24 protein-coding genes are annotated in these 21,361 nt (G+C 34.0%); 6 read left to right on the top strand and 18 right to left on the bottom strand.

Going from position 1 to position 21,361, the window contains the following annotated elements; genetic code table 11:
• Positions 1–51: 51 nt before the first annotated feature.
• Entirely contained in the window at positions 52–549 is a 498-nt protein-coding gene (locus tag MKY29_RS09895) for a DinB family protein (protein WP_340879672.1), read from the bottom strand.
• 138 nt (positions 550–687) lie between these two features.
• Here MKY29_RS09895 and yfkAB point away from each other — a divergent pair, with 138 nt between their 5' ends.
• Both yfkAB and MKY29_RS09905 read left to right on the top strand, forming a co-directional pair.
• Positions 688–1,788 carry a radical SAM/CxCxxxxC motif protein YfkAB gene (yfkAB, locus tag MKY29_RS09900; RefSeq protein ID WP_416235934.1) on the top strand — a complete coding sequence of 367 codons (1,101 nt, stop codon included), beginning with the start codon at positions 688–690 and terminating at the stop codon, positions 1,786–1,788.
• Positions 1,789–2,038: 250 nt separating this feature from the next.
• Positions 2,039–2,290, top strand: coding sequence for a GlsB/YeaQ/YmgE family stress response membrane protein (locus tag MKY29_RS09905; RefSeq protein WP_090569294.1), 252 nt, complete (start codon positions 2,039–2,041; stop codon positions 2,288–2,290).
• A 105-nt stretch (positions 2,291–2,395) separates the two neighbouring features.
• Here the strand turns inward: MKY29_RS09905 and MKY29_RS09910 are convergent, their stop codons facing one another.
• Positions 2,396–3,064, bottom strand: coding sequence for a lytic transglycosylase domain-containing protein (locus MKY29_RS09910; protein WP_241599294.1), 669 nt, complete (start codon positions 3,062–3,064; stop codon positions 2,396–2,398).
• 569 nt (positions 3,065–3,633) lie between these two features.
• On the opposite strand from MKY29_RS09910, the gene mscL reads away from it, so the two are divergent.
• Positions 3,634–4,023 (top strand): large conductance mechanosensitive channel protein MscL, encoded by a 390-nt coding sequence (mscL, locus tag MKY29_RS09915; RefSeq protein WP_241599291.1) that lies wholly within the window; start codon positions 3,634–3,636, stop codon positions 4,021–4,023.
• A gap of 36 nt (positions 4,024–4,059) precedes the next feature.
• Here the strand turns inward: mscL and MKY29_RS09920 are convergent, their stop codons facing one another.
• From MKY29_RS09920 to MKY29_RS09935, 4 genes are all read right to left on the bottom strand, one after another.
• Positions 4,060–4,650 (bottom strand): SCO family protein, encoded by a 591-nt coding sequence (locus tag MKY29_RS09920; RefSeq protein ID WP_090569305.1) that lies wholly within the window; start codon positions 4,648–4,650, stop codon positions 4,060–4,062.
• A 104-nt stretch (positions 4,651–4,754) separates the two neighbouring features.
• A complete protein-coding gene (locus tag MKY29_RS09925; protein WP_093495769.1) occupies positions 4,755–4,877 on the bottom strand; it encodes a YvrJ family protein in 123 nt (40 codons plus the stop codon).
• A 646-nt stretch (positions 4,878–5,523) separates the two neighbouring features.
• The gene (locus MKY29_RS09930) at positions 5,524–5,736 is read right to left on the bottom strand and encodes a DUF2922 domain-containing protein (RefSeq protein ID WP_093495770.1); all 213 of its coding nucleotides are present in this window, start codon (positions 5,734–5,736) and stop codon (positions 5,524–5,526) included.
• Positions 5,737–5,760: 24 nt separating this feature from the next.
• Complete coding sequence (locus tag MKY29_RS09935; protein WP_090569316.1) at positions 5,761–5,976, bottom strand: DUF1659 domain-containing protein; 216 nt, start codon at positions 5,974–5,976, stop codon at positions 5,761–5,763.
• Positions 5,977–6,108: 132 nt separating this feature from the next.
• Between MKY29_RS09935 and MKY29_RS09940 the strand changes: the two genes are divergently transcribed.
• Positions 6,109–6,543: a DUF2621 family protein gene (locus tag MKY29_RS09940; RefSeq protein ID WP_093495875.1), complete on the top strand. Its 435-nt coding sequence runs from the start codon at positions 6,109–6,111 to the stop codon at positions 6,541–6,543.
• A gap of 36 nt (positions 6,544–6,579) precedes the next feature.
• Here the strand turns inward: MKY29_RS09940 and MKY29_RS09945 are convergent, their stop codons facing one another.
• From MKY29_RS09945 to MKY29_RS09970, 6 genes are all read right to left on the bottom strand, one after another.
• The gene (locus tag MKY29_RS09945) at positions 6,580–7,068 is read right to left on the bottom strand and encodes a CcdC family protein (protein WP_093495771.1); all 489 of its coding nucleotides are present in this window, start codon (positions 7,066–7,068) and stop codon (positions 6,580–6,582) included.
• Positions 7,069–7,117: 49 nt separating this feature from the next.
• Entirely contained in the window at positions 7,118–7,483 is a 366-nt protein-coding gene (locus MKY29_RS09950) for a response regulator (protein ID WP_093495772.1), read from the bottom strand.
• Between the two features lie 18 nt (positions 7,484–7,501).
• On the bottom strand, positions 7,502–8,212 hold the full coding sequence (locus tag MKY29_RS09955) for a cytochrome c biogenesis protein CcdA (protein ID WP_090569325.1): 711 nt from the start codon (positions 8,210–8,212) through the stop codon (positions 7,502–7,504).
• A 634-nt stretch (positions 8,213–8,846) separates the two neighbouring features.
• Positions 8,847–9,494: an SDR family oxidoreductase gene (locus tag MKY29_RS09960; protein ID WP_340879673.1), complete on the bottom strand. Its 648-nt coding sequence runs from the start codon at positions 9,492–9,494 to the stop codon at positions 8,847–8,849.
• A gap of 122 nt (positions 9,495–9,616) precedes the next feature.
• Entirely contained in the window at positions 9,617–11,401 is a 1,785-nt protein-coding gene (locus MKY29_RS09965) for an ABC transporter ATP-binding protein (protein WP_090569331.1), read from the bottom strand.
• Entirely contained in the window at positions 11,401–13,155 is a 1,755-nt protein-coding gene (locus tag MKY29_RS09970) for an ABC transporter transmembrane domain-containing protein (RefSeq protein ID WP_340879674.1), read from the bottom strand. Before MKY29_RS09970 ends, MKY29_RS09965 begins: the two co-directional genes overlap by 1 nt.
• Positions 13,156–13,718: 563 nt before the next feature.
• On the opposite strand from MKY29_RS09970, the gene serC reads away from it, so the two are divergent.
• Both serC and MKY29_RS09980 read left to right on the top strand, forming a co-directional pair.
• On the top strand, positions 13,719–14,816 hold the full coding sequence (serC, locus tag MKY29_RS09975) for a 3-phosphoserine/phosphohydroxythreonine transaminase (protein ID WP_241599279.1): 1,098 nt from the start codon (positions 13,719–13,721) through the stop codon (positions 14,814–14,816).
• Positions 14,817–14,966: 150 nt separating this feature from the next.
• Complete coding sequence (locus tag MKY29_RS09980; protein WP_340879675.1) at positions 14,967–15,935, top strand: NAD(P)-dependent alcohol dehydrogenase; 969 nt, start codon at positions 14,967–14,969, stop codon at positions 15,933–15,935.
• 281 nt (positions 15,936–16,216) lie between these two features.
• Here the strand turns inward: MKY29_RS09980 and MKY29_RS09985 are convergent, their stop codons facing one another.
• The 6 genes from MKY29_RS09985 to MKY29_RS10010 all read right to left on the bottom strand — a co-directional run bounded on the left by MKY29_RS09985 (position 16,217) and on the right by MKY29_RS10010 (position 21,081).
• A complete protein-coding gene (locus MKY29_RS09985; RefSeq protein WP_090569343.1) occupies positions 16,217–16,471 on the bottom strand; it encodes a hypothetical protein in 255 nt (84 codons plus the stop codon).
• Positions 16,472–16,754: 283 nt separating this feature from the next.
• Entirely contained in the window at positions 16,755–17,459 is a 705-nt protein-coding gene (locus tag MKY29_RS09990) for a class I SAM-dependent methyltransferase (RefSeq protein WP_340879676.1), read from the bottom strand.
• 433 nt (positions 17,460–17,892) lie between these two features.
• The gene (locus tag MKY29_RS09995; RefSeq protein ID WP_340879677.1) at positions 17,893–18,270 is read right to left on the bottom strand and encodes a hypothetical protein; all 378 of its coding nucleotides are present in this window, start codon (positions 18,268–18,270) and stop codon (positions 17,893–17,895) included.
• A 469-nt stretch (positions 18,271–18,739) separates the two neighbouring features.
• Positions 18,740–19,252, bottom strand: a complete 513-nt coding sequence (locus tag MKY29_RS10000; protein WP_340879678.1) for a DNA topology modulation protein — start codon at positions 19,250–19,252, stop codon at positions 18,740–18,742.
• Between the two features lie 32 nt (positions 19,253–19,284).
• Positions 19,285–19,716, bottom strand: coding sequence for a GNAT family N-acetyltransferase (locus MKY29_RS10005; protein ID WP_340879679.1), 432 nt, complete (start codon positions 19,714–19,716; stop codon positions 19,285–19,287).
• 234 nt (positions 19,717–19,950) lie between these two features.
• Positions 19,951–21,081 carry a serine hydrolase domain-containing protein gene (locus MKY29_RS10010; protein ID WP_340879680.1) on the bottom strand — a complete coding sequence of 377 codons (1,131 nt, stop codon included), beginning with the start codon at positions 21,079–21,081 and terminating at the stop codon, positions 19,951–19,953.
• Positions 21,082–21,361 lie beyond the last annotated feature (280 nt).

Here is a 21,361-nt window from a genome sequence, read left to right on the forward strand (position 1 = left end):
ATATACTTGATAAGTAAATTAGATTAAAATTATTATAAGTCATAATTATTGTTAATGACCTTTTATTTTTTCGATTGTCTTTTCTAATTGCTTGGCATGTCTTTTTTCATGCAATCCCGTAAACTCAAACCACTGTATTAAAGGAACTTGTCCAAATATAGGGTGCTTTAGAGATTTTTCTTTTAATAAGGAAGGATTGCTTGATTTATAAATAGAGAGGAGTTCCATTCTTGCTTGGTGAAGCTGTGCTTTCATTTCTTCCGTTCGTTTATATTCACTGGATGGTACGGTATGGGTTGGAGCCTTCACTTTAACTATTCGTAATGTTGATAATTGTATTGGTTTTTTCTTTGCCCTTAGACTAGCTGGGTTATCGAGCTCTTTTTTAATCCCTTTAATAATAGTATGTTCCATTTTCACTAAGTGATCTATTATTTCTTTCGGTGACCAAGAATCCTCATCTGGTTTTTCGTTAAATTGCTCATTCGTTAGTGAATCGATTTGTACAAACAAATTCTTTCTTATTTCATTAATTTTTTCTATAAACATATAATTCCTCCACTCCTTACGTTGTACTTTCTTTATACCCATTATAAATGATAAACAAGCAAGTATCGGCTCTTATTTTCTTTTCACTTCAAATATGCGACAATATACTATTGAAAGGAAGTTTAAATAATGATTGAAATGAAAACGATGAATCCAATAAATGATCCGTGGGAAGCCTACCGAGACATGGAGCAGTTTGGAAAACTAATATTGAGCAATATTGAATTTACTACAACAACTTTATGTAATATGCGCTGCGCCCATTGTGCAGTGGGCTATACATTACAAACGAAAGATCCTAATGCAATTCCAATAGAAATTATCCTCCAACGATTAGAAGAGATTCCTCACTTAAAAACTATAAGTATTACTGGTGGAGAACCTATGCTTTCCAAAAAATCCATTAACAATTATGTTCTTCCATTACTAAAGTATGCTCATAATAGAGGCGTTCGTACGCAGATGAATTCAAATCTAACATTAGAACCAGAACGCTACTTAATGATCGCGCCTTACTTAGATGTATTACATATTTCTCATAACTGGGGAACTGTAGATGAATTTGTCGAAACTGGATTTGCCATGATGGAACGAAAACCTACATATGAACAGCGAGCTAACCTATTCCAACGAATGATAGACAATAGCCGTATGCTTTCCGAGGCTGGAGTGATGGTTTCAGCAGAAACAATGTTGAACAAAAAAACACTTCCCTATTTAGAGCATATTCATAAGCAAATAGTAGAAGATATGAAATGTGCTCGACACGAAATTCACCCTATGTACCCTTCCGATTTTGCTAGCGCATTAACGTCACTAACATTAGAAGAAACGCATGAAGCAATCGAACAAATATTAGATTTCAGAGATGACAATGTATGGATGTTATTTGGAACATTACCTTTTTATCCATGCAGTCAAAATGAAAAAAGCATTCAATTATTAGAACGACTACGCCAAACGAAGAATGTTTCCACTAGGAATGATCCAGATGGTCGATCTAGGCTGAACGTTAACATATTTACTGGTGAAGTTATTGTCACTGATTTTGGAGATGCACCTGCTCTTGGAAACATTCAAACAGATACGCTTCCAGCAATTTTTGATAAATGGCTAGCTTCTCCTCTTTCGAAATCACTTAATTGCCATTGTCCTGCTGTTAAATGCTTAGGACCAAATATTTTAGTGAAAAATATGTATTATAAAGATGAACAGTTTGTAAGTGGTTCAGTTAAATAACAAAAGTGCAAACGCCAATGTCATCACTTGAAAAGTGATGAATGTATTTCAATAATGGCACTCCTTTTCTAGGGGAAGTCAGTTATGAAGTTTCAAGCTAAAATTCTGCCGGTTACGAGTGGGCTAGGTCTTTTTTTAAGGTCATTAAGTTCAAATGTAAGGAAAAATAATTGGTATAGGTTTATTATCTCTCCTGAATGGATATATAAAGAGTGTGAAGCAATAATTCATTCATAAGGAGATGGAAAAAATGGGATTTATTTTATACTTAATAATTGGTGGAGTAATCGGTTGGCTGGCTGGGCTTATCTTAGGTAAAGATATACCAGGTGGAATTATCGGTAATATTATAGCAGGTATTATCGGTGCATGGATTGGCGGATTAATATTCTCCGACATGGGTCCAGTAATTTGGGATATGGCAATTATTCCAGCATTAATCGGCGCAATTATTTTAGTCCTAATTTTAAGCTTTATCTTAAAAGCTATGCGTAAAGCTTAAAAATGAAAAAAGGAAGTGCTCATTATGAGTACTTCCTTTTTTTAGGATAATGCGTAATTGAAATTTAGTCTCGTTGGCTAGTACTTTCTAGCTGGAATCTTCATTTCATTCAGTTGGGTAATATGCTGCTTGAATTTCTTTTAACTGATTTTCATACAAGTTATAAAAATAAAGAACATCTTCTACGTACTTCTCGCTGTGATTGTAGTTGAAAATGGCTTTTTCTATTTCACCATCTGCAGCACCACTTGCTGCGAGATAGTTGGCTGCACTATAAACAGCATCCTCTAGATCATATGGATCTGCTTTACCGTCATTATTAGCATCTACCCCATAGCCACCATACTTTTCAATAACAGCTGGATTTATTTTATCCTTTTCTGGAATCTCTCCTTTACCCAATCCCCCACAGCTGGGGTGCGACCAACCAACAAAAGTACAAGGCATAAATTGTAAATGTCCTTCAGCACCAACTGGAGATAGTAAAGGGTCCATTGTCGAAAATCTAGTTTCAATGCGATGATGTGCTGCTAATAATGTCCAAGGGACACCATAATTTTCTTCTGCTTTTTTATACAACTCAATATATTCAGATGGCACATCCAATTTTACTGTACTTTTTTGTAGCGTTTCTGCCCATTCCTGTACAACGGGTATTTTCACAAGTTCTTTCCATCCTATAATTGCAAGTATATAGATTGTGACGGTAAATGGAAGAAGTAACACAATCATCCAAAGCTTTGTTTTATAGGAAATTCCTTTTTGTTTCTTCATCTATTCATTCACCTATTCTGCTTATATTACTGTAAAAGCTAGTCTATTGTTAAAGGTTTAGTGAAAAAATACTTGTAAATAGGTCAATCCATTTCCTATAAACTAGTCACCTGGAAGAGGTTTTCTAACCTTCTGTAAAAATTTTAATCTAAGTAATGTGCAAGTGAAGTAATGGATTGTATAATCGCTTTTGTTTTACCATTGTCTATAGACCATGTAGAGCTAGATAATATTTTTTTATAATTTGTTTTGTTCAGGTTATAAACTCTTTTTCATAAAGTTAACTATCCATAAGATAATCCCTCTAGATATGTTATATGTGATAACTTTCTATGAGAAATCTAAATTACATTACATCAGATAATAGTATACACAACAACCTAATAATTATATAAATAATAACAGATACTTTTCAATTTGTTTTTTCACTGGTATATGTATAACGCCTTGCTTAGATTCTATAAAAACAATAGCACAAATTCATTACAAACAATAGTCTAAATACAGATAATGTCGGTATATACAAACTATTGGATTTTTTGTAGTATGACAGTATGGGGGTGAAAAATATGTGGAAAGATTTTAAAGAATTTGCTTTTAAAGGTAATGTTCTAGATCTAGCAGTTGCTGTGGTCATTGGAGCAGCTTTTGGAAAGATTGTTTCATCTTTAGTTGAAAATATTATAACTCCTTTAGTTGGCTTACTTTTAAATGGTATAAAATTCACTTCATTATCATTCAAGTATAAGGAAACAGAAATTTTGTACGGCAATTTTATACAATCGGTCTTTGATTTCCTAGTAATTGCATTCTCTATTTTTATATTTATACGATTATTATCAAAATTTAAACGTAAAGAAGATGTTGTAGCAGTTACAGAAAATGCACCTCCTGTTGATTCAAAAGAGGTATTACTAGAAGAGATTAGAGATTTACTAAAAAAGCAAAATAACGCATAATAAAAAAATAGCCTCTCCATTAGGAAAGGCTGTTCTTTATTTTCCATCTTCAATTAATGTTTCCACATCAATTACAATTTCTTCTTTCGGTACATCGGTATTACCACTATAATTTTTTACAACTACACCATTTTGGTCAACTAAATAGAAGGATGTACCATGAATAACTTGGTTATTGTTCGGGTCGTCTTTTACTAGAGTTTTAAAGGAATCCGCTGCAAAACTTGCAATATGTTCTTGTGAATAGCCAGTTAAGAGTTCCCATTTACTTTCATCTATTACATCATAATTTCCGAGATATTCCTGGAGTTTATCTGGAGTATCAACTTCTGGGTCGACACTAAATGCAACAATTTTGTAATCCTCAATACCCTTTTCACTTAACATCTTTTGAATGTCACTCATATTGTATGTCATTGGTGGACATACAGTCTCACAATTAGTGAAAATAAATGTCGATAACCATACCGTTCCTTTTAAATCTTCTAAAGAAACCATTTCTCCACGCTGATTATCATATTCAAAATCTGAAACTTCCCAGTTTGTTTGTGCTTCAAAATTGCCACTGCTCCCGCAACCTACAAGAACAAATAAGGAAATACATAATATAACAAATAACTTTTTCATTTATGAGACCTCGCTTTTCTCTTCATAGCCTAATCTTAGCGAAACAAATTTCGACCTTCAACTACATTGTCTTATTTAATTCAACAGTTTTGTGAATAAATGTACTAATTAAGTGATAACAGTACGTTTTTTATCTCTTCTAGTTTGTTTTCCACTCGGTGCATCAAATAGAAAGACACAAAGATAGGAAAGCCAATATCTTGAATTACACTTAGCCACTGCTCCATATTATTCACATCCATTCATTTTTATACTTTAATAAAAACCGGGCAATTAGAAACCTTGTCCTTAAATCAAAATCTGTTTCTATCCTATTGAGTAGGCTTTGGACAAACATTTTAATATATTATTACCGACTGATTTTTAAAGCTGCTTGTCTTAACTAACGTCACGACAAGCAGCTCTTTTTTCTACAATCTTATTCCGCTTCTTTTTTTGGTCAACACTAACTATTTCTTTGTATTTCTAATATTAATTAATGTAATTAAACAGAATAGTTTCATCTATACATTTACTTAATCCATCTTAATTGTCTTAACGATAAGCTATGCTTAATCCTCTCGATAGGTAGTACACATTTCATTGCTTGTAGTGCAAGGTGGCGACTCCAAAGAGATAGCGAGAAAAGCGAGATCCACAGGCAGCGTATATTTAGGAAGAAGACCAGAATCACATATCGTATGATGACATATTTGTCGCTAGCATTGTACTAAGCTGAGGAGGCTCTGCCTCGCCCGTGGGCGTGTCCACATGAAACGGAAATCATAGTATTTTTTCTTCTTTTTAAATACCATCAATTAAGTATTCACGGACATTTTTATACATTTTCTTGTTTTTAAAAAAGACTCTCCTTTTATGGAGAGTCTTTAGAAGTTAAATAAATTCGGTAACTGTTCTGTCCACTACTTTAGCACTTTTAATAACTGCTAGAGGTGAGCCATCAGACTGAAAAGCATTACTTGCAATAATTGCTTGCATTCCTGTTTGAATGTCTGTTTCTGTTAAATTACTTTTCGGTTCATCTACTGATATTGTTACGTTCTTTCCATGTGCTGTTTCAAACTGTAGCTGAAGTGTTTTACTCATTTCCCCTTCTCTCCTTTCTCTTTATTAGATTACTTGCATGGTTTCAATCTTCTCTGCTCCGATATATGGTCTATCGGAAAATGAACTAAGTGTTTTTGCAACATTATCTAGTTGGTCTGCTGTTGCATTTGCTCGAACATTACGGTAAGATTTTGACTTTGTTATCATCTTGCCTGCTTCTGTTACTTCTCCTTCAAAAATGAGTTTCAAAACTGCATACTTATGCTCTAGGTTTGCCATGTGTGTCCCTCCTTTCAACTACTAAATAGAACTTTTTTTAAAGAAAGTATACATGGAGGATGAAATATTTTAAGGAACGATTTATACTGAATATAAGAGAATGAGGTGAATAGTTTGCTAGAAGGTTGGTTTATGTGGTTTATCCTTTTTTGGGTAGTACTTTTAGTGATACTTATGGGTATTGGCGGCTTCTTTATGTTCCGTAAATTTGGAAAGTCACTGCCTAAGAAAGACGGAAAATCAGATTTAGATTGGGAAGAATATTATGTGGATCAAACAATCCATCTTTGGAATGATGAGCAAAAGCTGTTGCTTAATGAATTAGTTACACCTGTTCCTGATTTGTTTAGACCTGTTGCTAAACAAAAAATAGCAGGAAAAATTGGACAGTTAGCTTTAGAGGAAAAAGCAACATCTATAACTCGGGAACTGTTAATACGCGGTTATATCATCGCAACACCAAAGAGAGATCATAAATTTTTACGAAAAAAACTTGCTGAATTGAACATTGATGTAACCCCTTTTAACAAGTATTTCGAGCTATCAGTGGACAAAACAACTAACTAAATCTAATAAAAAAGTGAGCCTCCTATAACTGGATGCTCACTTTTTTATCTTATTTTGCAATTTTTTAAATTGTACGTACATCGCAATTCTCCAAGGGACAATCATCCCAAATGCTAATATCCAAAACATTCCACTAAGTGCACCAATGTCAATGGTAGAACTTAGTATTATTTTGCCAATAATACGGACTATCAACAAACCGAACAATATAAATATAAATGCCTTGGATTGCTTTAAATATACTTCTCCTTCTCTAATTTCAAATTTAGAGGTCCAAATAAGAACAATAGAGAATAGCATTCCTACACCAATTGCTTCTATAAATTCCATCAAATTTACACGGAAATATGGAAAAATGAACATTAATGCTCCAGTTGACATGAACATTGGGGGTAATAATATTTTTTTCACACTTGCTGGTCTCTTAGCAGATTTTGCACGAACCGTGGTAACGAGTATTCCCATGCCAATTGCGACCACTGTGGAAGCAATCAGCATCATATTTGGAGATATTTTATCTAGCATTTGTTATTCCCCATATCTTTTATTTCATTAGTTACTTTACTTTAAAGTTTTACATATCAGAAGTAACATTATGTAGCACATTTACAATTTGATCTGGATCGAAAGGTTTTGTGATGAAATCTTTTGCTCCAAATTCTAGTGCATCTACGATTAACTTTTGTTGACCCAAAGCAGTAACCATTACTATCTTAGCTTCTGGAAATTCTGCTATAATTTCTTTTACTGCTTCTATCCCGTTCATCCTAGGCATGGTGATATCCATCGTTACGACATCTGGCAAAAGCGTCTTATATTGCTCTACTGCTTCTAGTCCATTTGATGCTTCGCCAACAACTTCAAACTGATGATTCTCTAGCATTCTTTTAATCGTCGTGCGCATAAATATTGCATCGTCTACTACTAATACTGTTGGCATTGCAATGCCCCCCTTACATTAGAATCCAGTAAAACCTCCGAAAATAGGACTTAATATACGAATTATATACGTTAAACCGTCAAAAAATAAAATTAATCCAAGAGCAATCATAATATAACCGCCTACTTTTACGATTAAATTACTATTTTTACGTATCCAGTTAAGGCGTGTAACAAAGAATGATAATACGAAAAATGGGATAGCAAACCCAAATACATAAGCTAGCATATACCACATACCTGCATCAGGATTTGATCCTGCCATTACTATAACAGCAGCTAAAATAGGTCCTGTACAAGGTGTCCAACCAGCAGCAAATGCCATACCGATTAAAATAGTTCCTAAGTATCCAGCAGGTCGGTTTTTAAAATGAACTTTTTTTTCTTTCATTAAAAACTCAGGCTTAAATATACCTACAATGATTAAACCGAATATGACAATGAATATTGCTCCAATTTGACGAAGTAAATCATCATATTGTATGAAAAATGTACCTACCAGGGATGTTGCAAAGCCTATCGCAATGAAAATGATAGAAAAACCTAATAAGAAGAATAATGTATGGAGCATTCCTCTTTTTTGCATTAATTTCTTGTCTGTTTTAATTTCTTCTAATGACATTCCTGTAATGTATGATAAAAATGCAGGATACAATGGTAGTGTACAAGGTGAAATGAAACTTAAAAACCCTGCACCAAATGCCAGTAGGAGGTTTACATCTGTACTCACGGCAGTCAACCTTTCCAAATTACTGTACCTATCGTATCAAATTTCTTTCTTTTTGACCTCATAATTGCTTGTGACAGCTTTTTGACTCTTTAAAACAGTTAAGTCTTTATACTATATTCAGAAGTAAGTTCGTTAATTTCATAAATGCATATTAAGTTGAGAAATCCGAACAACGCTCATTTCCGCTCTAGGCGGACGCTTTCCGCTCACGCTGTTCCCACTGGAGTCGCCACCTGCCACTCCAATCAACGGGATCGCTTTTTTTAAAATCAAACTAGTAATTATGAAATTGATTCACATATATACTTTTTCAGAATATATTTTAAGACTTTTTAAGTTTAGCAAATCTTCAACCATTGTGGAAGACATGAAGTCTAAATAATTCGATTTCTGAAATATAAAAAAGACTTTCATATAGTAAGTCTACTAGGTATGTACTTCCACTCCATTATTGACTTTTGTTACAGTTGCCACTCCAACTAGATATGAGTTAAGAAAACCCTAAAACGAGGCGTGGATACTGTGCCATTCTTAGCTAAAATCCTCATACGATATTCAGTAGCATCGTTTAATCTAAAAAATGCCTCTCGAGTATACTCTCAAGAGACGACCAATATATAATGGAAATAGTTTTCTACCTAAGGTTATTTAGCGCTGTTTCAATAGAATGCTCCCCATTTACTAAATTAAATGCTCGGTAGTATGTGTTTTTATTCTCTAACGAAGCTATAAGGGTATATGCCACATCTTCACGCGCAATGGTACTTGGTTTTGCTTCTGGTCCTACTGTAATTTTACGAATTGCCTTTTCGTTTACAAGGCCACCAGGTCGAACTATTGTATAATTTAAACCGCTTGATTCGAGAATTCGATCGGCGTAGTGTTTAGCTACATAATAGGGACGCATTCCTTCGTTCCAATTTTGACGTTTGTCAGCATCGAATGCACTTACCATAATATAGCGGTCTATTCCTACTTGTTTAGCAGCTTCCATCGTTTTCACTGCACCATCTAAATCGATTAATAATGTTTTATCAGGACCTGTATGGCCTCCTGAACCAGCTATAAAAATAATGGCATCTACTCCTGCAAGTGCTTTTGCAAGATCTTCAACAGATCCTTCCAAGTCAGCTACGATTGCTTGGATGTCGTTAGTAATAAGCTTCTCTGCTTGTTCTTCTTTGCGGACCACCGCGGTCACAGAGTGTATGTCACTCTGTTGTAAATACTTCACTACATGTTGTCCAATTTGTCCGTTTGCTCCAATTACTCCTACTTTCATCAGATCGTCTCCCTTCAAAATTGTTCCATCTATATCCTTTCACAAATAAATAGTCATTACAATTTATCCGCTTTTTTACAAAACTAAACCAGCTGTGAGTCAAAACTCTAGCTGGTTTAGGGTTATGCTATGTCATTAACCACATTGTTCTGTAGTAGATACATTTTATGGTACAAACCTTTTTGGTTTAATAGCTCCTGATGAGTCCCACGTTCAACTATTTCACCATGATGCAGCACCAGAATTAGTTCTGCATCCTGTATAGTACTCAAACGATGGGCGATTGCTATAGTCGTTCTTCCTTTTCTCATTTTTTCTAAACTACTTTGAATAGCTACTTCTGTCTCTGTGTCAATATTTGCAGTTGCTTCATCTAGCACTAAAATCTTTGGATTAGTAGCTATAGTTCGAGCAAATGCTACCAATTGTCTCTGCCCACTCGAAAAAGTGGATCCACGTTCCGTCACTTTTTGTTTATAAGCGTTTGGTAGTTTTTCGATAAAATTATTTGCCTGCACAAACTCTGCCGCTTCTTTTACTGCTGTATCAGTCATGTTGTTTGCATGAAGACGAATATTACTTTCAATATCCCCATAAAACATGAACGGGTCCTGTAGAACAAGGCCAACTTTTTCTCGCATCTCTTCTGATTTGAAGCTTTTCACAGAGTGACCATCTATCTTAATATCACCTTGTTCAAATTCATAAAATCGCATAAGCAAGTTTATAATAGAACTTTTACCACTACCGGTATGACCAACTAAAGCAACAGTTTGACCAGGTTCAGCAGTAAACGAAATATTCTTTAGCACATCAGTTTTTCCATCATAAGAGAAAGTGATATTCTGGAATTCAATTTTTCCTTGTTCAATTTTTGCATTTTCAACGTTTTGTTGATTTGGTGCTAAGTCTTTCTCGTCTAATAACTTGAAAACCCTTGAAGCTGCAACAATTGCTTGCTGAAAAATAGAAAGCCGCTGCATTACTTGATTAATTGGCTCAAAGAAACGATCAATATATGTTACAAAGGCATATATAACACCTACTTCTACGATATTATTCATGGATGTAATTCCGAAATAACTAAGTACCATGATAATTGCTAAAGCATAAACCAAATCAATAGCAGGTCGTAGTAATAAGCTATCAAGTTTGATGTTTCTTTTACCTGCATTCCAATGTGAATCATTGATCTCATTGAATTCGTCCTGTAACCGATCTTCCTGCCTAAATGCTTGAATCATTGTCATGCCTTGCAATGATTCCGCTAGCTTTGCATTTAGTTGACTTAATCTCTCTCTAAGATCCTGGTAAACTACCGAACTATATTTCCTATACGTCAGGATAATTATAGCTAATATTGGTAATAAAATAGTTGTCACAAGTGCGAGCTTCACATTTAATATAAACATTGCAATATACACACCAACTACTAAAAAACCACTTTGTACAAATCCCACCAATACACTAACGAACATATCTTTGATAGCTTCAGTATCATTAGTCACACGGGATACAATACTCCCCGCTGGAGTTTTGTCAAAATAACGCATTCCTAATTTGTGTACTTTCGTAAATACATCAATTCGCATCTGTTGAATAATTTTCAGCGCTAGCTTTTGGAATGTTAATAATTGAAAATAGCTGACAATTACATTTCCAATTTGTATAAAAATATAACCTATTGCAAGGCCTACTAGTGGACCTGTCGGGAAATATCTAGGTGTTAAAAAATCATCCATATACGTTTTGATCAAATATGGACCAAGAATATCACCTGTAACAGTTAATAATAGTAAAAGTAAGGCGATTGCAATTGTTTTTTTATGTGGTTTCAAGTAGCTGAGTAAACGTTTGAAAACTACCCACTGGTCTCTTCCTGTCAGCTGCGGTTGTTTTTCATCCATTAAGATTCACCCCCTTGCTCCACTAATGATTCTAACTGCTGTAGTTGATACATCCCATAATACATGCCTTGTTGCTGCATTAATTGATCATGAGACCCCTTTTCTACTATCGTTCCCTCATTCATCATAATTATCTGATGTGCATGCTGAATCGCGCTTAAACGATGAGAGGTAATAATAGTTGTTTCATCGATACGATTAGCTTTTAATGCTTCTAAAATTGCTTCCTCGGTTTTAGCATCTACTGCCGATAAAGAATCATCTAGTATGAGTAATTCAGGCTCCATCATTAGTGCACGAGCAATTGATATACGTTGTTTTTGTCCCCCTGATAACGATACACCACGTTCTCCAACGACCGTATTATAGCCATTAGTAAACTGTAAAATATCCTCATGTATGTAAGCCAATTTTGCAGCTTCCTTAACAGCCTCCATAGTTGCTCCTGCATTAGCAAATGCTATATTACCTGCAACAGTTGTAGAGAATAAAAAATGATCCTGTGGTACATAACCAATTGCTTCACGTAAGCTGCGTTTTTTATATTTGTCAATCGCATACCTTCCGTAAAGAATCTCCCCTGTATATCCTTCAAATTCCCGCATTAAGAGCTTCAATATTGCAGTTTTTCCAGAACCTGTTTTACCGACAATCCCGAGCGTTTCCCCTCGTTTAAGCGTAAAATCTACATGATGTAATGCTGCTCGATCGTCTCCTGGAAATTTGAATTCCTTAATTTGAAAGTGAATATCTCCTTCTGGCTTTACATTCACAGCATCTGAAATATCATCAATTTCAATCTTTTCGTCCATTAAATTATTGATACGATCATAAGATGCACGACCTCGCTCAACAATATTAAATAGCCACCCAAACGCAAGCATCGGCCAAACGAGCAAACCAAGATAAGACGTAAACGCAAATAAATCACCGATAGTCATTTCATCAGCGAGTATGTAACGAGTACCAAATACAATGGATAGGAAAAAACACATCCCAACAACTAAAGAAATCGTCGGATCAAATAATGCATCTACCCTAGCTACACGTATATTTTTATCTACTACTTCTTGTGATAATTGAACAAAATCTTCCGTATCTTCTTTTTCCTGTCCAAACGTTTTAATGACTTTAACTCCAGAAATACTTTCCTGTGATTTATCATTTAAATTAGAAAAAGCTTCTTGAGCATAACGAAACCGTTGGTGCAACAGTTTTCCATAATAGCTAGTTAAAATAGCCATTAACGGTAGGGGTAATAATGCTATTAATGTTAGCTTCCAATTAATCGTAATAGCCATTGCAGCGATTACAAATCCTCCTGTTGCTAGTGAATCCACAAGCGTTAATACACCTGCACCCGCCGTTTGTTGAACAGCAGATAAGTCATTTGTTGCGTGGGCCATTAAATCTCCAACACGTTTTTTTTGATAAAAGGAAGGAGACATTTTTGTGAAATGACGAAACAAATTTTCTCTAAGCTGTCTTGCTAAAAATATCGATGAACCAAAAATCATAATTCGCCAATAATAACGCAAAATATACATCCCAATTGACGCCAGTGCTAAGATACCTAACCATTTAACCAAAAATTCAGTAGTTAGCGTATTTTGACTGATTTCATCTACAACATACCCTATTATCTTTGGTGGTAGTAGCTGTAGGAATGCAACAAACAATAACATCAGAATCCCAATCAGATACTGCTTTTTTCTTTGTTTAAAAAACCATCCTAAATCCAAAAATACTTTCACTTTTCTTCCCCCACTATATATATTAAGACTTTATTATTTTAGCAAATATTTGAACATTCCGATAGATGGTATAACAAAATAATTCGGTTACTGAAATATTTTCACTAGAATAATGTATATTTGATAGTTTAGTCATTATCATAATTGCTTACTTCAACAGAAAACATAATTTGTAATACCATATAGGAACATCCTTATAAGTGGACTTCGTTGCTTGTAGCGCATGCCTACGACTCCAACCTAATAACAAATGTTTACAGCACAGAAAGTAACCCATCCTTCTTCGACAACCTGTTGGTCAAGGAAATTCAAGCTGTGACCTCGAAAAGTGTTCGCCTGTTTTTGCTTCGCTTCACTAGCTTCAATAGATGAAAGTTAATTGGAGTCCAAATCTACTTTGTTCGGAATTTACTATTTAATATTAATTAAATCAATTCAATACAAATTAGAATGTTAATACTTTATTAACTTTTAAAAAATTGCACAATTTTTTATATAGTAGGATAAAAAACGTATATAATAGATAAATATATTCAAACCACTATACGATAGGAGAGGTCATCTTGAATCAATCAAATAAACGCGCATATAATTTTAATGCAGGACCTTCTGCGCTACCACTAGAAGTATTAGAAAAGGCACAACAGGAATTAGTTAATTTCCAAAAGTCAGGTATGTCTATAATGGAAATGAGTCATCGCAGTGCAACTTTTGAAAAAGTCCATAATGAAGCTATTTCCCGTTTAAGAAAACTTTTCGCTATTCCAACCGACTATGAAATTCTTTTCTTACAGGGTGGCGCAAGTCTTCAATTTACTATGATTCCGATGAACTTCTTAAAAAATGGGAAAACCGCAAGCTATATTATGACTGGTGTTTGGTCAGAAAAAGCCTATAAAGAAGCTAAACTATTTGGTGAACCTGTCCAGATTGCAAGTACAAAAGAAAATCAATACCGTAATATTCCTACATTTGACGAAATTGATATCGACGCAGATGACGCATATGTACATGTCACATCGAATAATACAATCTACGGAACACAATGGTCCGGGTTTCCTAATACAGGCGAAGTTCCATTAATCGCAGATATGTCTAGTGATATCATGTCAAAACCTGTTGATATTAGTAAATTTGATATGATCTATGCAGGTGCTCAAAAAAACCTAGGACCTTCCGGAGTAACTGTGGTTATTGCTCGTAAGGATTTTCTCGCAAAAGCCAATTCAGAAATCCCAACAGTCTTAAAATACAGCACACATGCTGAAAGTAACTCTCTTTACAACACACCACCAACATTCGGCATTTATATGCTTGGAGAGGTGTTAAAATGGATAGAAGAAAAAGGCGGTTTGACTGCAATCGCACAACAAAATGAGGAAAAAGCAAAATTGATATATGATGTGATTGATAATAGTAACGGCTTCTATACAGGCCATGCTTCAAAAGAAAGCCGTTCTCTAATGAACATAACATTTCGGGTTGCAAACGAAAAATTGGAACAACAATTCTTATCTGAAGCAAAAGAAGCAGGCTTTATCGGTTTAAATGGTCATCGCTCTGTTGGAGGTTGTCGTGCTTCTGCTTATAATTCGGTTCCACTAGAAACATGTAAAGCTCTAAGTGATTACATGATCGCATTTAAAACCAAGCATCAATAAATTATTGATACCCAAGGTAAATTTACCTTGGGTATTATGGATTTTTTTCACTTGTTTTCATTTGTTCAAATTTCAGGTCTTTTTATTTCTTTTTAGCATATTTTCTAATGAGTTAAATGGGGAAATCTCATAGCATTTAGGGGGAAACCGATGAAGGCAATAATCTCTAATAAATATGGCTCACCTGATATTCTTGAATTAAAAGAGGTGAAAAATCCTATTCCTGACGATAATCAAGTGCTTATTAAAATTTACGCTGCCTCCTTGAATTATGGAAACCTAGTTCTCTTAAAAGGAGAACCGTTCCTAGCTCGATTTGCATTTGGACTTTTTAAACCTAAATACATTATTTCCGGAGGTGATATTTCCGGAAAGGTTGAATCTGTTGGTAAAAATGTAAAACACTTTAAACCAGGTGACGAAGTATTTGGTGACCTCTCTGGCTGTGGGTGGGGAGGCTTTGCTGAATATGCAACAGTTCCTGAAAATTCATTGGTGATTAAACCAAGTAATATTTCATTTGAGGAAGCTGCTGCAGTGCCTATGGCTGCCACCACCGCCCTTCAGAGTTTACGAGATAAGGGCAAGATCAAATCTGGTCAAAAGGTTTTGATAAACGGAGCATCTGGTGGGGTAGGTACTTTTGCAGTACAGATTGCCAAATCATTTGGGGCAGAGGTAACCGCGGTCTGTAGCACAAGAAATTTAGACATTATACATTCTATTGGAGCAGACAATGTCATTGATTATACAACAGAAAACTTCACCAAAAATAACGAATTGTATGACCTAATTCTTGCTGTAAATGGGTATCACCCAATTTCGGCTTATAAGGGTTCTCTTAGTCAGAATGGTAAATATGTAATGGTCGGTGGTTCCGGAGCACAATTGACTCAAGCAATGATCTTGGGTCCTCTACTTTCCATGACTGGAAGTAAGAAATTGGGCAGCTTTTTGCAAAGACCAAATCAAACTGATTTGATTTTTATCAGGGACCTTATAGAAGCCGGTCAATTAAAACCTATAATTGATAGATACTATAAAATGAGTGAAGTCCCTAATGCTTTTAGGTATTTTGAAGAAGGGCATACTCAAGGAAAAGTCGTTATTACAATGTGAAAGTTTTTGGAATAGAATCTTTCAAATATTATTGCTGAATTTTGTCACAGACATCCGTGTCATGCAGAGTTTCCAACTAGGTACTAATAAAAGAGACAGTTCGCACTGTCTCTTTTATTGTGAAATTCTTATTTTTATAGAGCTAGTTGACATATACTCCAGAGTCTAGCCTTTAATAATTGCCACACCAAGTTCAAGCAGTAGAATTTTTATCAATTTCAAAACCACCAGTTATAACCGTTGGAATAATGAATTAACTAGAAAAATGTATTAAGATTATCTTACCAAAAAAATGCTGAAGCTAGAGCGATGCCGGCGATAGCACCCAGCGCAATACCAAAACCAAAGCCGGATTCTCCATATCCACCAAAAAATCCTAAACCATAACCTCCAAGATTTTCATCAGGTCGTATCCAGACCATATTTCTGTTAACTCTTGTAATTTCCCCTACGTGAACCCTGCCATCATGACATGTAATTCTCACTCGCTGTCCATTAAACCTACAACATTGATTATATAAATCAGATCGATTCATTTTCATCCTCCTTTCAAGACTACTTAATATGTCGTTATTAACATATGCAGTTGAAAAGATTGTGTAATAGACAACCGTCTAGAAAATGAAAGTTTGAGGTTTTTTATTGTTTTATAAATTTGTAGAATGATGAGGAATAACTTGGAGTAGTTTATTATAAGTGTAATAAATGCGCCATATATTATTGTGAGTTATAGTAATCCAACTTCTATTTCATATTGTTTTCTGTGTATTGTTTTAGTTTAGAAAGTGAAAATTTTGTAGTAGGAATAAACTTTTCTTATCATTTTCGACATTTAAATACTCGATAGCTGATAATATCCCCGTTATGAAGTAAAAATTCGTTATGCTTTTCCCATATGTCAAAGAGATCCATATTTATTTGAATAGAAGGATTTGTGTCATTAATTTCACTTTTAATAAGTTCTGGTGGAGTATTTATTATTTCTACTTTGGTTAATCCAGCTTGATGTAACCGTAGTATCCATTCTTCGGTATTTAATACTTCCTTAATTCCGTATAAACTACATGCTAATTTTTGTTGTTTTTCTAACAGATATTGTTCAGCAGTCATCTCAATCATTATCAAGCTTCCATCACTTTTCAAAACTCGAGAAAGCTCCTTTAACGTCCTCGAAATATCAGTAAAAACAATAACAGACTCAGCTATAATCAAATCAAAGGAACTATCTACAAAATCTAAATTGTGCACGTCTTCTTCCAACAGCATTACCGGTACTTTAATTTTTTTAAAACGTTGCCTAGCTTTTTGAACCATAATTGGGTGATTGTCAATCGCTGTCACTTGGCAATTATACTTTTCAGCTAAAAAGGCTGCGGTCTGCCCTGTTCCACACCCAACATCAAGCACAGACTCATTTGGTTGAATGTTTTCATTTTCCAATATAGCTTTTGTTAAATTAAAGCCACCAGGATGTGCACCACCAATTCCAAAATAAGCTAATAAATCTAAATAAGTATTTGTCAATGAAATTCCCTCCTCCCTTTAATAATGTTATAGTATGCTTTTTAAGCATATCTGTAACTATTTAGGTAAGCCGGGATAAACAAAACTCGTTCACAATTTACATTGAAAATAGGGAGATTGTTTTCTTTTCCATAAATGTTTCGATTGTGCCCTAATATTTGAAAAACCAGGCAAAAAGATGCCCGGTTCTAAAAGACACGTATATATACCTTTGATGTAAACAAAGGACGGACGCTTTCCGTGGGCTCAGCTTCAGCCGCTGTCTTGGCAGATTAAAACTCTTTTACAAATAAACTTTCAATCTAAAATCTCTGAAATTGTAATGTATTCAGTAATTATAATTTTTCTGTTCTGTTGCATGCAATAACTACTTTTTATGCTCCACATTAAAACATGAACAGCTATAAAATAGTAAATCAGTTTGATAACAATATTATCCTTGGATACCTCTTTCTAAAAGTTTGTATACACCTCGATAACTTTCGTTCATGATAATTTTCGCCACTTCTTCACCTTTCAATTCACCTATATCTGTTAGAAATGATAACGCCGCTACCAAACAAATTTTTGCATCAAATTCAGAAGGCATAGCCTTATATGGATTATCTATAACCACCTTGTTATACCTTTCTTTAAAATGATTTCTTTGTAAAAAATTATGTAAGTCTTCATAATGTTCTTCTGAGCAATCTTTTTCTTCAAAAGTTCTTTGTATAACAACTTCATTTAAATGCACTTGACCAACTTTAATCAGTAATTTTAAAGCATGTTCTAAACAAATTTTCTCATTAAAATAGCTTTGCACATACATATTATTTATCCTCATTTCTCTCTAAGATCTTAAATACCAACTAGAAGTCATTAAATATTTATTCTGCTAAAATACTGAGTTAGCTTTAATATTATGATGATTTCTTATATTTACTCTTAGGAATCAAAACTATCAAGGAAGTAAGCAAAAATTACAATGATATTCTTGGCTTTATCAAGTTCACCAAACATATAAATAATAGAATATTTGAGCAGATAAAATTATACCAAAAATTGATGATAAAAGTATTGGGAATTCATTGTTATACATTCCTCTAAATTTTGGTATTAAATAAATACAGGAATCATTTGGAGAAATACTCCTAACACTTCAAATGAATCGTAAATAAACATATACACTCTACAAAGCTTCAGTATTAAGTATCATTGGTAAGTTAAAAACAACGTTACTTCAACTAATTTCTGTATATCCAACTATTTCCTCATGGTAGTTCATTAAAAAGTCAAGGTCATTCATTAATAACTTTATCTAAAAAATCTTTTACTTCTCTAGGAGATCTTAAAATAATGACTTTCTTTTCTTTAGGTAAATGTTTAATTTTCTTTAACACTGCAGGTCTCTTAGTTTTTGGATAATCCCAAACCCATTTCAGAAAGTCAAAATCTATCCTCTCATTAACACCCTCTGCCATTTCTGGTCTGGATTTCCCGTGATATTGAACCATCCTCTTAAAAACTCTATAACTGCAAATTAACCTACTAATATCAACAAATATAATAGTGTCAACCGCATTCAGTCTAATATCCAATGTCCCGTTATAATTCCCATCAATAATCCATTTATCTTTTTTAACCAATTCGCTTTGAACTTTCCTTTGTACCTCTTTAGATGTTGGCTCCCAATTTTGCTTCCAAAACAATGCATCTAGATGGTAAACTTCAATGTTCAATTTTTCTCCTAATCTTTTTGCCAAAGTAGACTTCCCTGCTCCCCCTGAACCAATTAATGCAATCTTATTCATTGTCAGCCACCCCATTTTGTACTTAATTATTACTAAACTGGTTCGATTGTTGATTTAAAGTAAATTATCTCTGGATCCCCTTCATCTAAGTTTTCAACAAATCCACTTTGTATAAATCCAATTACTTTGAATACTTCTTGCATTGTTATATTTGATTGATTAGTGGAAGAGAATATTTTCTTTGTTGGTGCTATGCTTACAAAATACTCAATGAGGGATGTTGCATATCCCTTACGTCTTTCAGTTGGCTTAATAACTATCAAAGATATAAAGCTACATTCGAAGAAATTTATATCAAAAATCAAGAATCTAACAAATGAGGACTTATTTTTAATAGCAATACATCTCTCCTCTTCAATAGCATTCTTTATGAAATTTCGTCTGCTATCATTGCCAATCACTTCTATATCAATTTTCACTATTTCTTCTAAATCTTTAAGTTTGGATATAAACAAATGTGTCATATTAAAATACCCCTTATCGAAATCTAATATATAAGTTATTCTCTAGTTAAACTAACCACCTATAAAAATTTCTGATTCACGAGGTTGCGAACTTAGTATTTGCCCTCTTATATCTTCCTGTGGGGCTGTGCTATCGTTCACCTGCAACTTCTCGATGCAGAAAAACCCCTACTATTTTAACTCGGTTCTCTCTGTCTCGCTTCTTTACGTTATAAAATTAGAATAGTAATAATTTTATGAATCAATGAAAATGTCTATTGCTTTTTTACAAATATCGTGATGAATTGTCCCGTCAAAATTTAGTAAGACTACAATTCCTAAATTGAGTTCAGGTACAATTGACATCAGTGACCTTACAGCTAGTTGACCGCCTCCATGCTCCACTATTTTTAATCCTCTATATTTATCTGTAAACCATGCCAGTCCGTAACTTCTGATTTCACTTTCAAAACGCCATTCCTCACTTACAAGATGAATAGGTTTTTGCATTGCTTCAACTAAATCTCGTTTTAAAATTTTTGAGCTTTTATCCAAATGGAATAACATATATTTCCCTAAATCATTTGCTGTTGAATACAAGTAACCTATAGGAGCTGAAATTGAGTTTATTGGAAAAGGAGTTTCTATTCTATCCTGGCCTAAATAATATCTGGCACTGTTCTTATCTTTTTTAACTATTTGTGAATCATTAGTTGTACGATTCATATTCAGAGGGGTGAGGATTTCATCTTTAAGACATAGTTCCCAATTAAAACCTGTCACTTTTTCAAACAAATCAGCAAGTATTACATATGTATCTGTACAATAGTTCCAACCTTGACCTACAGGATATTCCAACTCTACTCTTTTAAACCATTTCGTTATATCATCTCGAGTTCGAATATTTCTTATCTCATCTTCAGTAAGGTTGTAATAATCTAATGCCTCTTGAAATTCTGTGGGTGTATCTGAAAATATTTCTTTTACATTCGGGGCGATCATATTGGCAATTCCTAAGTTTGAAGGGAACCCTGCCGTATGGGATAAAAGATGACGTATGGTGATAGTGTCACTCTGTTCTTTATTTATTGTTTTAAAGTAAGGCAAATATTTAAGAACAGGATGATCCAAGGATATCAAGTTATTTTCAACAAGCTTCATAATTGATAATGCCATAAAGTTTTTTGAAATACTTTGAATACTCATCAATGTATCACCATCTATTCCACGTTTTACTGGTTGAAGCTGAGAGTAACCAAAACCCTTTGAATAGATAATACTTGAGTCTTTAACAATTGCAATGCTTAATCCAACTCCCTGCTGCTCATGGATAATTTCATTAATATAATCTGTTATAAGATTTAGTTTGTAATCAGTTTTTTTCATACAATTCCTCCTTTTTCCTCTACACTATCAATCGTCTTTAGTTTAATACGTTTTTAATGATTCGAAGTTCCATTTTTTGCAATATTCACATTAAATGTACATATGCCGTTTCCTGTTTATTTCCCAATGGGACTATGAAAACTCTATTAAGAAGGCCATATTTTAGAAAACGACTGTTGAATTATCCGATTCCTAATAGAACATTATGATTAAGTAAATCTATTATTATAGGAGAGTTAGTCATATCATTTTTTATTTAGTATAATTAGCTCATCAATAA

This window comes from Psychrobacillus sp. FSL K6-2365, assembly GCF_038003165.1.
GTDB lineage: Bacteria > Bacillota > Bacilli > Bacillales_A > Planococcaceae > Psychrobacillus > Psychrobacillus psychrodurans.

Coding starts and splice junctions, on each gene's coding strand:
- MKY29_RS09940 (WP_093495875.1), top strand. CDS start 6,109: ATGTGGTTTATCCTTTTTTGGGTAGTACTTTTAGTGATACTTATGGGT.
- MKY29_RS10000 (WP_340879678.1), bottom strand. CDS start 19,252: ATGAATAAGATTGCATTAATTGGTTCAGGGGGAGCAGGGAAGTCTACT.
- MKY29_RS10005 (WP_340879679.1), bottom strand. CDS start 19,716: ATGACACATTTGTTTATATCCAAACTTAAAGATTTAGAAGAAATAGTG.
- MKY29_RS09910 (WP_241599294.1), bottom strand. CDS start 3,064: ATGAAGAAACAAAAAGGAATTTCCTATAAAACAAAGCTTTGGATGATT.
- yfkAB (WP_416235934.1), top strand. CDS start 688: ATGAAAACGATGAATCCAATAAATGATCCGTGGGAAGCCTACCGAGAC.
- MKY29_RS09930 (WP_093495770.1), bottom strand. CDS start 5,736: ATGAGTAAAACACTTCAGCTACAGTTTGAAACAGCACATGGAAAGAAC.
- MKY29_RS09895 (WP_340879672.1), bottom strand. CDS start 549: ATGTTTATAGAAAAAATTAATGAAATAAGAAAGAATTTGTTTGTACAA.
- MKY29_RS09980 (WP_340879675.1), top strand. CDS start 14,967: ATGAAGGCAATAATCTCTAATAAATATGGCTCACCTGATATTCTTGAA.
- MKY29_RS09935 (WP_090569316.1), bottom strand. CDS start 5,976: ATGGCAAACCTAGAGCATAAGTATGCAGTTTTGAAACTCATTTTTGAA.
- MKY29_RS09985 (WP_090569343.1), bottom strand. CDS start 16,471: ATGAATCGATCTGATTTATATAATCAATGTTGTAGGTTTAATGGACAG.
- MKY29_RS09995 (WP_340879677.1), bottom strand. CDS start 18,270: ATGTATGTGCAAAGCTATTTTAATGAGAAAATTTGTTTAGAACATGCT.
- MKY29_RS09945 (WP_093495771.1), bottom strand. CDS start 7,068: ATGCTAGATAAAATATCTCCAAATATGATGCTGATTGCTTCCACAGTG.
- MKY29_RS09925 (WP_093495769.1), bottom strand. CDS start 4,877: ATGGAGCAGTGGCTAAGTGTAATTCAAGATATTGGCTTTCCTATCTTT.
- MKY29_RS09920 (WP_090569305.1), bottom strand. CDS start 4,650: ATGAAAAAGTTATTTGTTATATTATGTATTTCCTTATTTGTTCTTGTA.
- MKY29_RS09965 (WP_090569331.1), bottom strand. CDS start 11,401: ATGGATGAAAAACAACCGCAGCTGACAGGAAGAGACCAGTGGGTAGTT.
- mscL (WP_241599291.1), top strand. CDS start 3,634: ATGTGGAAAGATTTTAAAGAATTTGCTTTTAAAGGTAATGTTCTAGAT.
- MKY29_RS09905 (WP_090569294.1), top strand. CDS start 2,039: ATGGGATTTATTTTATACTTAATAATTGGTGGAGTAATCGGTTGGCTG.
- MKY29_RS10010 (WP_340879680.1), bottom strand. CDS start 21,081: ATGAAAAAAACTGATTACAAACTAAATCTTATAACAGATTATATTAAT.
- MKY29_RS09960 (WP_340879673.1), bottom strand. CDS start 9,494: ATGAAAGTAGGAGTAATTGGAGCAAACGGACAAATTGGACAACATGTA.
- MKY29_RS09950 (WP_093495772.1), bottom strand. CDS start 7,483: ATGCCAACAGTATTAGTAGTAGACGATGCAATATTTATGCGCACGACG.